Source organism: Leptolyngbya cf. ectocarpi LEGE 11479, assembly GCF_015207065.1.
Taxonomy (GTDB): Bacteria; Cyanobacteriota; Cyanobacteriia; order Phormidesmidales; family Phormidesmidaceae; genus Leptothoe; species Leptothoe ectocarpi.
In genome coordinates this window covers 1-12,487 of record NZ_JADEXP010000183.1, presented here as the reverse complement: position 1 = coordinate 12,487, position 12,487 = coordinate 1, and the positions used below count along the sequence as shown (strand labels likewise).

Annotated in this window: 10 protein-coding genes and 1 pseudogene; all 11 read right to left on the bottom strand. The window is 47.7% G+C overall.

The window, feature by feature from the left end; genetic code table 11:
• Positions 1 to 182 (bottom strand): annotated as a pseudogene (locus tag IQ260_RS18280) (sulfite exporter TauE/SafE family protein); the annotation flags it as partial.
• A gap of 70 nt (positions 183 to 252) precedes the next feature.
• A complete protein-coding gene (locus IQ260_RS18275) occupies positions 253 to 561 on the bottom strand; it encodes an HAD-IA family hydrolase (RefSeq protein WP_193994541.1) in 309 nt (102 codons plus the stop codon).
• A 24-nt stretch (positions 562 to 585) separates the two neighbouring features.
• Entirely contained in the window at positions 586 to 891 is a 306-nt protein-coding gene (locus IQ260_RS18270) for an HAD family hydrolase (protein ID WP_193994540.1), read from the bottom strand.
• Between the two features lie 91 nt (positions 892 to 982).
• Positions 983 to 1,534, bottom strand: a complete 552-nt coding sequence (locus IQ260_RS18265) for a type II secretion system protein (RefSeq protein WP_193994539.1) — start codon at positions 1,532 to 1,534, stop codon at positions 983 to 985.
• Positions 1,535 to 1,621: 87 nt separating this feature from the next.
• Positions 1,622 to 2,197, bottom strand: coding sequence for a pilus assembly FimT family protein (locus IQ260_RS18260; protein WP_193994538.1), 576 nt, complete (start codon positions 2,195 to 2,197; stop codon positions 1,622 to 1,624).
• 7 nt (positions 2,198 to 2,204) lie between these two features.
• The gene (locus IQ260_RS18255; RefSeq protein ID WP_193994537.1) at positions 2,205 to 3,269 is read right to left on the bottom strand and encodes a prepilin-type N-terminal cleavage/methylation domain-containing protein; all 1,065 of its coding nucleotides are present in this window, start codon (positions 3,267 to 3,269) and stop codon (positions 2,205 to 2,207) included.
• 78 nt (positions 3,270 to 3,347) lie between these two features.
• Positions 3,348 to 4,100, bottom strand: coding sequence for a type II secretion system GspH family protein (locus IQ260_RS18250; protein WP_193994536.1), 753 nt, complete (start codon positions 4,098 to 4,100; stop codon positions 3,348 to 3,350).
• 12 nt (positions 4,101 to 4,112) lie between these two features.
• Positions 4,113 to 8,681 (bottom strand): hormogonium polysaccharide biosynthesis protein HpsA, encoded by a 4,569-nt coding sequence (hpsA, locus tag IQ260_RS18245; RefSeq protein WP_193994535.1) that lies wholly within the window; start codon positions 8,679 to 8,681, stop codon positions 4,113 to 4,115.
• Between the two features lie 458 nt (positions 8,682 to 9,139).
• Positions 9,140 to 9,376 (bottom strand): 50S ribosomal protein L28, encoded by a 237-nt coding sequence (gene rpmB, locus IQ260_RS18240; protein ID WP_193994534.1) that lies wholly within the window; start codon positions 9,374 to 9,376, stop codon positions 9,140 to 9,142.
• A gap of 150 nt (positions 9,377 to 9,526) precedes the next feature.
• Complete coding sequence (gene htpG / locus IQ260_RS18235) at positions 9,527 to 11,506, bottom strand: molecular chaperone HtpG (protein ID WP_193994533.1); 1,980 nt, start codon at positions 11,504 to 11,506, stop codon at positions 9,527 to 9,529.
• Positions 11,507 to 11,686: 180 nt separating this feature from the next.
• On the bottom strand, positions 11,687 to 12,487 hold an 801-nt coding region (locus IQ260_RS18230; protein WP_193994532.1), incomplete at its 5' end, for a sulfotransferase domain-containing protein.

Sequence of the window (12,487 nt, the reverse complement as noted above, 5' to 3'; positions counted from 1 at the left end):
ATAATGCACATGGCACTCCCCGCCGCCAGATGCATCAGGCTATAGCCAGGCAGATCTATGAGTGAAAATAGATAAAACAACCCAGGGACAATAATCATGCCACCGCCGATGCCCAGCATACCGGCCAGGGTGCCAGCCCCCATTCCCAGCAGGGCAAATAGGGCAAAATCTAGATAGCTCATGCGATCGCAACGCCAAAAGGACCGAGCCCTATTCTATCCTTTTCTTCCATCGGCAAATCAACTGGAATTCCTATAAATCCAGCAGATTCAAGCTTTCGATCGGGTTTTCCTGGGTAACATGAATGGTTTGCAAACCAACCTGCCGGGCTCCCACTAGATTATGCGCTGTATCGTCCAGGAACAGCGTCTTGGTGGGAGTTAGCCGATTTTCATCAATCACCCGTTGAAAAATGGTGAGGTTTGGTTTGCGATCGCCCACCAAGTGGGAGTAATAGGCCCGCTCAAACTGGTCGGCTAGGGTGCCAATATCGGTACCCATGGCGGCAGCAAACTTGCGATCTACGGTCGCCAAATGCAGCTCATTGATGTTAGATAACAAAAAAATCCGTTTCCGCTGACCAAGCTACCGCACCAGCTCCACCCGCTCAGGTGGAAAGTCAAGAATCAGGGCACTCCATGCCTGGGCAATCGCATCATCATCTGCTTCAAACCGCAGCAACTGCATCAGTCCCTGACGAAACTCAGAAACTGAGATACCACCTACCTCAAACTTAGAAAAAATATCCGCCTGACGTTGCTGACTGAACTGCTGAGAGATGTCATATCCAGCCAACTTGCTAAGCGCATGAATCGTCAAACCATAGTCTAAGTTAACGATTACCCCGCCCAAATCAAAAATAACACTGTCAATATCAGTTAGCAGATCCATCGCATTTCTTGGCGTACAGACGTTCCATGGCAATCTCTGCAAACATCTTCTTCTGCAGACATCATCTTTGGATTCTATAAAATCTCTATCCCTAATAACAATATCGCCCAGAGGAACTAGGCTTCTCCTGTTCTTTGGCCTGTCGCATAGCGCCCAATAGGTTAGACATAACCACACAGCGTTTGATTGATGGAGCCATACTGCTGGTTAGCGTAAAGGTTCTAGTCCGCGACACCAGATTACCTTTGTAGTTAAACCGGATGTAATATACACCATCGCGGCTGTCCAACGTTGTGTCAGCCAGGTCAATATCAATCGCATCGTTGCCAAGTGTTTGCCAAACCATAGGGAGTTCATTCTGAGGATGGCTAGCCCACTCCACCTCACCTGCATGAGTCTCGAGTATACTAAACTGCCAGTTGAGCCTGTTGTTCTGGGCGTTAGCTTGGGTCGTACGAATAGCAGAGTAAAGTTGACTTTGGGCATCGTTGAGACGCCATCTTTCTAAAAAAGTCACCCAGCTAGGAGCAGCGGTTACACTCAGAACACCGATCATCCCTACCACAACCAATGATTCCAGCAGTGTAAAACCGCCTGTGTTGATACTCCGACGGCGTTTTTGACCAATATATTTTCTTAACATAGCCCACTGATGTCTATTACAACTGTCAGCAGGCTAACCAACCAGAGCCTAGAAAGAAACCAGAATTTTACTGATTAAGGCTCTCGATTATTGCTTTTTCAGGGTGCCAATAATTGTCTGTACCACAACAGATTTTGCTGTATTATCGCCTGCTCCAGTATCTTGATTGTTGGCGCTGGAGAGAACCAGCTGTTGGGGCAGGGCGCTGCCAGCAGGGAGGCTCACATTGCCTCTATGGTCAAATCGAATATAGTAAGGTTCTAAAGGATCTGCTGTATTATCATTTTCTAAATCGGTTTCTGTATTAATCTCAACAGTGTTAGAAAGCGATTCTTCCCAAATCACCGGAGCTGCAGCGGCGGGATGTGCAGCCCACTCAAGAAAACCATCATCCGTTTCTCGAATGCTAAATTGGTATTCCTCGCGTCGTTCTTGAGCCTTGAGCTGGGCTCCTCGAATAGCGCTAAAAACATTGTCTTGAGTGGTAGTTATACGCCGTCTGTCAAGGTAGCCTAACCAGCCAGGGGCAGCAATAGAGGCTAAAACCCCGGTCATTAGAATAACAATCAATACTTCAAGTAGGGTAAAGCCCTGCTGCTGGTTTCGATTGTGATTAAAGCGCTGCGATAACCCTGTGGCTAATTTCGCTCGAGAATATTTCATACCCTGCTTAACCATCTCTGTTAACACCACCGCCCACCAGAACGCGGGCTTCTATCTCTGGCAATTTAGACGATTCATTGGCTCCATTGAGATATGAATCGCTGGCATCCAACGTTTTTGTCTCTCCACGAACAGTACCCCCACTACGGGCATCACCTTGAACAAACAAATACACATCCTGACTAGCCCTAATCGCCCCTTGAGGATTACTTGCATTTACCACAGCGGGGTCGCGTACACAGGCGTAAAATGATGAGTCCTCAGTCACGTCTTCAGGAACCGCGAGATATTGGCCAGCAGCTCCGCCCGCAATCCGGGGACAGCCTGCACTTACGAACGTTCCATCGGTAATAGTCGCGTCTTCGGTAGTATAGTTCAAGCCAATCTGATCGACTAACGTAGCAGAGGTTAGCGTCAGGCCAGTTGGAGGAGTCCACTCCTCAAAATTATTAAATTGAGAGTCATTACTGGCATCAGTCGGATCGACGTAGCTAGCAGATATCAATGCAAACGGATCAGCCGCATTGCCTAGATCTGCATACTTAGGCAGCTCGTAACGTTCAATCCGCGCTGGCCCTTGCCAAATTTCTCCAGCAGCATTCTCTCGATACGCGTAGATAACTAACGAATAGGTAGCTCGACGGGCCTGAAGTATGCCGCATTCTTGTATATCATCGGCATCACCAGCATATTGCGTCGCACAGTCTTCTATATTTGCCAATTCGTCTACTGCCTCAATGGGAACCGGTCGCCATAATGCCAACACAGGTTCGCTACCTGCAGAAACTAAAGGTGCCAGGTCGCCCAAATCCAGAATATCAGGGTCAGCCGCTGCTTGCCCATAGACATAAATCGCTTCTCTGAGATCGTCAGCCATAAAATCTGTAGCCCGACGAGTGTCTTGCTGCAGCTGATCTAGCTTGGCCTCACGTCGGTCAATCTGGAGAAAATTGACAATTATTGTCATCAACCCGGCAAAGATAACACCGGACATAATTAAAGCGACAAGCAGCTCCAACAGGGTAAATCCCTGATTGCTAGAGGCAGTTTCTCGCAATTTGCGCCGTCTCATCGCCCGTTTTTTAAGATTGCAGAACACCATGATCAACCTTTAAAGTTTGCCTACCGATCGCTCACTGTTGCTTGACTACTAACATTTATCTGGAATCTCAAAGTCAGGATCGCCAGGATCATTTGTATCGTTCAGGTAGTCATAGTAGTCACACAGTGACTGCCCTGTATCACTTTTGAAAACAGTGGAAGATAAAACCGCTAATGGCCGAGTCGGATTAGAACCGCCAACTTTGTTACCAGAAAAGCCATAACTTGCCTGCTCAACTTCTAAATCAGCGGTTCTATCTGTGACTATATCCGCCCGATAAACCCGCACACCCACATCAAAAGCAGCTAGATCAGGGGGTGAAGTAATCGCAGGATTGTCAATAAAATCAATGTAGTTACGAAATAGCTGTAGCGCCAAATCTGGCTCATTATCGCTATCTAGATAGATAGCTTTTGCTACTCGAAAATCCGTCTTATAGTCGTCACCATCTACAACAGATGTAGGAGGCGGAACCTTAGTAGCATCCGTAAAATCTGTTCTAGATCTTACAGTGTTAGCAGGAATATCAATTCCTGTCCTAAACTCATTTCCATCACCACGGGCAACCGCCGTTTTGATTCTATCCAGTTCACCCTGAGCAACCTGCAGTGCCTGATCGGCCTGCTGACTTTGTACACGGGTACTGACCGCAAGTACCACCAGCGGCGCTGAAACCGCGACAACAGCTTGAATCACAAATAGAGCGACCAAGCATTCAAGCAGGGTTAGACCGCTTTGTGCATTGTCTTTTTGGATCTTACGCAAATAGCCCTTAGCAACAGAAATTAGCGACGTCACCATTTCATCAGTTCCCTACAAAGCATCTACTTTTGTTCTGCAATCATCCGCATCCGCCGCTTCAAGCCGTGTATTCACCTCAACATAATTATCATTCCTATCACTGCCACACATCAAACGCTTAATGTATTCATCATTTAGGGGCAGTTCACGATAGTACTCATTACGAGGTTCACCGACGCTTTGGAAACGCTGGCCAATAGGCGCAGCAAATCGATATTGCAAAGCAACGTCATAACCCCAATAGCGTTTAGGTGGCCAATAGTAGTTGTTGTCTTGCCTTGTCAAATCCGGTACGCTTCCAGGCTCCCAAGCATCTTGGTCAAAGGTGCCTGTTGCCTGAGTGCTAAAGTTCAGCTGGAACATACCGCCAGAGATAAACAAGGGCTTATCTTCCCAGAATTCCAACATCCGGGGAAAGTTATGGAGACCACCGTAGGTCTGACCTGGACGAGAAGGATGGATACCACTAATCAGCAGTGCATTTACACGGTTGGCATCAACTGGATTCGTTTGAGCTCTATCGGCCGTCATCAGGTCAACTCTGCGGGCATCGTCGTAGTCACCCATACCTCGCCAAACATAGAGGTCGCCCGCACCGAAATCAATAGGGAACGGTCTATCGTTAGCAGCGTTATCACCATTGTTGAAGACCGTGCCGTTCCGGGTAATTAATACTGGCAAAGCAGCATTGTCATAGGCATTGTTCTCACGCTTCCATCTCATCGCCTCAGCATCGTTATCAGCAGCCTCAATATCTCTATTGCGACAAGCAACTGTACCACTCGCATCTTCAGGACATGGATGATGGAAGTTTAAGAATGAGGTATTTTCATTGGGCAGACCATAATTTCCTGTGTTTGCTGCCCGACTTTCGATCATAAAGGCATCTTCAATCTCACCATCCAAGAATGTGTCAGAGAGAATTGCGATCGCATCAGCAAACACCTCAACTGGTCGCCAAGTATCGTCCGCTGGGTCGGCAAAATCAGGATTCAAGTCAGCTGCTGCCCGGTTGTAGAACAGCTCCTTAGCTCCCCCTGCACCGTCTTCATCCGCCGCATCAGCAAACGCTGTTCCCAAGAAAGACGCCCCTTGAAACTCTTCCAAAAAGTCCTCTACAAAAGCTGGAGCACCAGGCCCCTTATGCAAGTTCAGATTCCCCTTGATATAAACAGGGTTGTCACTAACAAAGGTCATACCAGCCGACTCAAAGCTATCGCTCCGCACCAGCTCATCACCGTTAATAATTCGGAAACCATAGGGCCGCCGTAATGGGTCAGGGGCCATATCTACTGGTTTAGGACTAATGCCTTCATTAGTACTCAGCGGTGGATCAAAGGTATCTGCACCACTACCGTCAGCCGCATCAATATCCATATGACAGTTAGCATTAGCAGCTGCCAGTAGACCCGCTAGATTAGCAAAGATTTTACAATCGTTTGCCCCACCTGTATCCCATTGGGCCGCTATATGTCTAGGACGCACAATGGAATCCTCACGCATCGCATCCTCTCGGAAAACATAGATCAGACCATCGCTTTCAGGAATCCAGGACTCGCCACCCACCGTATTAGCGGTCAGTTTCTCAATATCGACATCCAGCGTACGCACAGCCATCAGTTCACGACCGTCCATCATCACCTTATCCAAGAGCGCTAGCTCATGCACCGCTCCACCAGGAGCGATAATATAACTCTTTGTACGATTTTCCCGAGCAGCCTGAGTGTTATCTGCCGTCAGCGTTGCCCCTGCAGGCGTCGCTGTTGGTTGATTAAAAGCAGCCACATTGGCTTCTGGTGTCAGATCAATAGCATCTGGGTCAACAGCTCCATAGAGCGTGCCAGCTCCAGGATCTCTATTAACTCCGTCAGCATCTGATATGTAGAGAGTCGCCACCCCATCTTCTGTGAAGTATTCGTCACCGCTCGGCAGCTGCTCATGGTTAAAGCCGCCAGTACCCGTTTCATCTGCACCTAAGTGATTGTGGCCAACCTCAGGGAACAGATAGTAAAGCACCGGATATTTGGGAGCAAGTCCCGCCAAAGCAACATCCGCAGCAGGCGTTGGCGCAAATCCATAGCGACGATCTCGCAAAATTTGATTAGCTTCAGCCGTATTTTCCTTCAGGTTATAGGCCAGCATCCCCAAGGAGCATGCCGCCGTATGCAGCGTAGACTTATCCGCCGGGCTCAGGGCATTGTAAGCCGCTGCTGTTGTGATTTTATCCGTCTCAACCCCAGTAGGGGCACTGTAGTCATATAACACCCGACGCAAAATTGAGAAGTCTCCCCACATAGATAGGTAAGGATAGGGGTGAACCAGCTCAGCAGTATCAGCATTGGCACCAGTGTAAGCCACGCCCTCAGTTCCTTGAGCTGCCGGGAAAGACGGTGCCCCACCAAACGGATCGCCAGCAAGGTGGGCTAAATTCCGCAACGCCTTACCTAAGGGTTGCGCCGACTGAATGTCAGTAGAAAAGTTGGCATAAAAGTCGAATTCCCAACCATTCGTACCATTTCCACTTAAAAAGTCAATCTGTGGACTACCAGAGGGAAATGTACCAAATGTACGACTATTAACTAACGTATCTGCCGTACCCGGATGGGCCGTAGCAGCCATACAGATATGGGGCAAATCTCCATCGTTCTGAGTATGGTGATAAACCACCAGGCTTTGCACTGCAGCCAGATTATCCCGCAGAGTTCTATGCTGAAGCGTCTCAGCCTCCCCTTTATACTCCTCACCACCAGAGTTTTCAGTCACATCAGCGGCACCGTTAGACGGGTAGAGCGGGTCATTATTGCCACCCCAGCCAAAGGCATTCCCCAGTTCTAGACGCTGACCGACAATCGCCCGCATCCCCGTCAGCTTTGAGCGGCGCTCCCAGTAACCGTCCAGACCAAACTCACCAGCCTCCTCATCGTTGCTCATCAAAGCATCATGATCAACAATCGTATCGCCCACTCTTTTTTGAGCCATGGCCGCACCGTCCTTCAATACCAAAGACTGGCGACTATCGTAAACAGGCTTAGGACCATAGCGGTTATCAGCCCTAAAACCATCATCCAAGAAGGGCCGATTATCTGTCGGCTGCTCTAGTTCCACACGCCCACTGTCTGAGTTACCGTCAGGTTTTTTAAGGGCAGCTGCCACCCAGTTTGGATCCGTATAGACACCATCTTCCAGATGTTTATAACCATCCTGAGTCAGAATTTCGACCGGATCAATGGCGATATCAGATGGGGTTCCTCCAGGCAAATTAACCGTCGAATCATTGCCTGTATTCGTGGCATCACGCTTATTATCAAAGGTCACCTCTGCAGGAATAGGAGCACCATTGTAGAGATGGAAGGTGACATTATCGTCTTCTGCACCATCCCGCAAACTAAAGGTGTTTTGGATGATGCTGGCACCCGCTACCTGACCAACAAAATCTACATCGTCTTCAAAATCATCATCGCCATTATTATCAACGGCATTCAAGCTAACTTCAGAGGCTAGGGGGTCACTAATACAAGAACTCAATGCACTGGTCAAGTAGGCCTTAAAACTACGCTCGACAAAAAGGTTACCTTCAGTGTGCATGGCTCCATTCCACCGCAGGTTTGGACCAGGAAAAATATCAAGGTCATAACGGAACCAGGCTCCCCATTTAAGTCCTTTAGGGGCCACCCGCACCTGCTGGTATTCAGCCGCATTCACAATGGGCTGATTATTATTGCCGTACTTAATAGACAGGACGTTAACTTGAAAATTCTTTTCTAGCTGAGTTGCACCAACTTCTTGCCAACCGCTCTCAGATACAGAGCCAATGGGGCAATTGGCACCTAGCCCTGTGGTACTAATAGGCGCATTACGAACCACCATGGACTTAGCCTTAGCTGCATTTACAGGCGAGGCCACATCGATATCACTGTCTACGGTAAAAGCATCGTCACGGCTACCATCAGCTTCACTCTCATCAGTCGCGCCCTTTAGGGAGATGGAGTAAACAATGGTTTGCTCGTCATTAGTTCCCTCGTTAACCTTAAAACTCCAAGCAGGATCTAACTCATCATCCCGAGTTGCGGAGGCTGCAGGAACTATATGATTTTGGTCAATAAAGAGAGGGCCATCAACAATGTCTAGCTGAGTTTCATCAGCAAGGGTATATGGATTGCGATCAGCATCATTGGCAGCTTCATCCCCCGAACGTCGCAATAGCTCCTCTAGAAGCTCTATATCAGTTGGCAACCGCTTGTCAGCAGTAGCCGATGCCTCCTTAAACATATACTCGATTTTGGCCTTGGCTCGGTCAATAGCTGGTGTCGCAAACTCTCCAACGATCTTTTGCTCTCGCTGGGAAATGGTTTGTTCAACGCGCGAAAAAGAGCGGAAGCTAAGTCCGCCGACCGTTAACGAAAAGACCAGCAACAGTAAAACCGTCGTGGGCAAAACAAAACCAGCCTGATTGGCACGGGTGAAACGCGCACTCATAAACACCAATCGCAGCAACCACGCCATAAAGCGCTTTGGCAACTGCCTGACTTGGCTGAATGATCGACGACGATTAGAAACTCGAGAGCGTTTTGGAGTAGACATCGCTGACTTTAAGAACGAGCGGTAGACCTGGTCACGGATTAATAGCCCAGTAAGGCTAAATTTAAGAATCTTCAGGGAACGAAGATTAGTTTAGGTTGGCATCTACAGACCCCATAGTAGACTTGCCTAGCCTAAACCCTCAATCACCAAAACGGTAATCAGGATAATGCCTGAATATTTAATTTAGAATTTACCCATCCCTTGTAGCAAAGCGATCAGGTAGTCGTCAAAGCAATACATCAATGCATCGACATAAGTAGCGCTATTGCTTTGACAGCAGTAGTTTGGATGTTTTAGCTGTCATTAAATACACTAAATCCCCTGGCTAGACAGCTTAGGGGATTTATCCGTGAATACACTAAAAATTTAAAGTTTTGAACAAGTTCCTCAAATACCGTAAAGCTGCCATGCACTGGGGAAACATTGCCAACACACAAAGCACTTAGGGCTATAGATAATCAGTACTTGCTTAAATCAACGCCAGCCTCGCGGGCCATTGCTTCAATCCCTTTCTTTTCAAGGGTCTTAATCGCCTTTGTCGATAGACGCAGCTTGACCCAGCGCTTACCGGTGGGCCACCACACGCGCTTGTCTTGCAGGTTGGCATGCTGTAAACGCTTAGTGCGTCGGTGGGAGTGGGAAACAGCAAAGGCATTATTGGCCTTCTTATTGGTCAGATCGCATCTGCGGCTCATGGCATGGTCCTTGGAGTACAGTCCTTAATATTTGCACAACTCGCCTCTGAGAAGCAACCTGTTATAGCGGAAAAACTTGAAAAGCAATGCCCCTTGGGATCCAAATTGTCTGGATTCCAAGGGGCATTAACCAACTGTTTTGAGAATTACCTAGGCTTTGGTTAAATCCGTTAACAGGCTATTAGACCGTTCGACAAAGGATTTCATGCCATCGGCGTCAAATCCTTTTTGAGCCATCAGAGCTAAGTCATATACATGCTGACAAATCATGGTGGCCATAGTGGCTGTTGGAGACTGACCACCATCAGCCTGTACAATCGCCCCTTGGCTCATATCCAGCAGATTTTGAATCAGCGGATGCGCTGTGTTCACTAGCAACGTATGCTCCTCGGGAAACTGTGCCGTCTGCTGCTGCATCATGGCCATCATTTCTTGCATACGACGCATTTCTTCGGGCAATAGCACGATGGCAGGGGGTGCTCCTTGGACATTGTCAGCCTTCAGAGCATCGGTACGAATGGTCACTTTGGGCTGATTCAACGCCTGCTCAAATAGCTCCTTAACCCGCTCACCTTTGGTTTTGTTAGTTGCCGGGTCGACAATGTCACCACTGGCCGACTCGTCAATCAGCGTATTATCAAGGTCAGAATCAACTCGGGAAAACTTGACATCAGAATACTCCCGCTCTAAAAACGGCACAAAGTGAGTATCGATGAACGAGTCTAGGTAGAGCACTTCTAAGCCCTGACGCTTATGTAAATCGATGTAGGTCGCTTGGGAAACCTCATCAGTGGCATAAAATACTCGGTTCTCGTGCTTATCCTTGTTACGCTCTAGATATTCTTTGAGCGTGGTGTAGGCATTGCCATTGGCATCTAAAGCAGCGGCACTTTCACCATCCGCTGACTGCCAAGCATCATCCTCTTCAGCTTGGACCTCCACTTTGGGCTGATCGCTAGCCAGCTCTGCCGTCGTGCGGAAAATTACAAAGTCAGCAATCTGCTGTTTGAACTTATCGTTATTGAGGGAGCCGAACTTGACAAATGTGCCTAAGTCTTGCCAGCACTCAATATACTTAGTTTTATCACTGCGATACAGCTCTTTGAGACGATCGCCTACCTTCTTGGCAATGTAATCAGCGATGCGCCGCACCGTCCGATCGTTTTGCAAAAAGCTACGGGATACATTGAGTGGGATATCGGTACTATCGACCACACCCCGCAGCGGGAGCAGAAACTGGGGGATAATTTCTTCACAATTATCGCTGACAAAAACTTGGTTGCAGAATAGCTTGATCTGCCCTTTAGTGACATCTACATCGGGGCGCAGCTTTGGAAAGTAAAGAATCCCGTTGACGACAAAGGGATAATCTGTATTCAAATGAACCCACAGCAGCGGCTCTTCTTGGAACGGGTATAGGTAGCGATAAAGCTCTAGATAGTCCTCATCACTCAAGTTGCTGGGGGACTGTTTCCAAGGCGCATTTTGCTTATTGGCGACTTCCCCATCCAACTTGATGGGAACGGGCATAAAGTCACAGTAGGTTTTGATCAGCTGCTGAATACGGGAGGTTTCTAAATACTCAGCTTCTTCCTCCAGCAGATGCAGCGTGATTGTGGTTCCCCGCTCGGTCCGCTCGGAGTCACTAATCTCAAAGGATGTCGTCCCATCACAGGTCCAGTGAACTGCCGTAGCCCCTTCTTGATAAGACAGGGTATCGATGTCTACACGGTCAGAGACCATGAAGGATGAGTAAAAACCTAAGCCAAAGTGACCGATAATCTGCTGGTCATCACTATCCTTATATTTGGTGACAAATTCTTCAGCACTGGAAAAAGCTACCTGGTTAATGTACTTTTTCACCTCATCAGCGGTCATACCAATGCCGTTATCGCTAATGCTGATGGTTTTAGCGTCTTTATCAATAGCGATGGTAATTTCTGGTTCACCCACATCCCCCGTGAAGTCGGAGCTGCGGGACACCATATTCAGCTTGCTAATGGCATCTACGGCATTGGAAATTAGCTCCCGCAGAAAAATTTCATGGTCGGAATAGAGCCATTTTTTGATAATTGGGAAAATATTGTCAGTATGGATACTGATGTTTCCCTTTTCTTGAACAACTGCCATGACCTATCTAGACTCACTAAAAGCTTACTAATGACCAACTCTGCACATCGACACATGCAAGGTTTTCACAGTCTATATTGAGCTGAAAATGAGCCATATCACCAATGGTTGATTTCCGCTGATCCAGTTCGGTTTCCCTCACCTCAGTATTCGCAATGGGTCAGTGAACTCAACTTTAGGCTAGGGAAATGACCAGGTATATTTTTCTCCTAGAAAATTATATAGCCGTTGATTGTGGGGTGCAAAATAGCTGTCTAAATAGCTGTAAACCTCTGGGGGGACCTTGACCCTATTGGGGGCAATGTTACGAGGCTGAAGATTTTTAAAGGGAAATTGTGGGTCAATATCTACAAACTCACAAACCCGACGTAGGGTAGATTTGGGATCTTGAAAAAATGTTTCACTTTCAAGGACGAGAAGATTTTTTCGAGGGAAATAGTCTAGAAATCTTTCTAGTTGTTCTAGGTAAAGACCACGGCTTTTGTAGGACAGATGGATAAAGGTGTCACTCTTGTAGTCTTGGGCTTTTAATTTAGGTGCCAGGCGTTTTTCTTCGACATCCATCGCATCAGCGATATCTAGGGGTTCGCGATGGTGGCGCTTTTCGTGAAAGTAGTGTGAGATCGCTCGCTCGGTTGGGTTACGTAAAACGGCAATGAGTTTGATATTAGGAATCAGCTCAGATATCCGTTGCGGTACGAGGGGATTAAACAGATACAACGGAGAGGCTTCGAAGGTATGGTCTCCGGGTCGCATGGCCTTTTTTAAGGGAAAATTGGCACGATACCAGGACTCACCTTTTTGAAAAGTATTGATGGTTGGTTCTAACCCCCCATCAAAAAAGTGAACTTCCTTGATGTGGGCGGCCCATAGCTGGGGATGTTCGATGAGATAGTCGTATAAACTGGTGGTTCCACACTTTTGGGCACCAATAATTAGAAAGCTGGGTAAGGCTCTACTGCCCCAGGTAGCACAGCGTGC

What these genes read in the sequence shown, in the direction of transcription:
- IQ260_RS18270 (WP_193994540.1), bottom strand. Translation starts at nt 891, where the DNA reads ATGGATCTGCTAACTGATATTGACAGTGTTATTTTTGATTTGGGCGGG.
- IQ260_RS18265 (WP_193994539.1), bottom strand. Translation starts at nt 1,534, where the DNA reads ATGTTAAGAAAATATATTGGTCAAAAACGCCGTCGGAGTATCAACACA.
- IQ260_RS18260 (WP_193994538.1), bottom strand. Translation starts at nt 2,197, where the DNA reads ATGAAATATTCTCGAGCGAAATTAGCCACAGGGTTATCGCAGCGCTTT.
- IQ260_RS18255 (WP_193994537.1), bottom strand. Translation starts at nt 3,269, where the DNA reads ATGAGACGGCGCAAATTGCGAGAAACTGCCTCTAGCAATCAGGGATTT.
- IQ260_RS18250 (WP_193994536.1), bottom strand. Translation starts at nt 4,100, where the DNA reads ATGGTGACGTCGCTAATTTCTGTTGCTAAGGGCTATTTGCGTAAGATC.
- hpsA (WP_193994535.1), bottom strand. Translation starts at nt 8,681, where the DNA reads ATGTCTACTCCAAAACGCTCTCGAGTTTCTAATCGTCGTCGATCATTC.
- rpmB (WP_193994534.1), bottom strand. Translation starts at nt 9,376, where the DNA reads ATGAGCCGCAGATGCGATCTGACCAATAAGAAGGCCAATAATGCCTTT.
- htpG (WP_193994533.1), bottom strand. Translation starts at nt 11,506, where the DNA reads ATGGCAGTTGTTCAAGAAAAGGGAAACATCAGTATCCATACTGACAAT.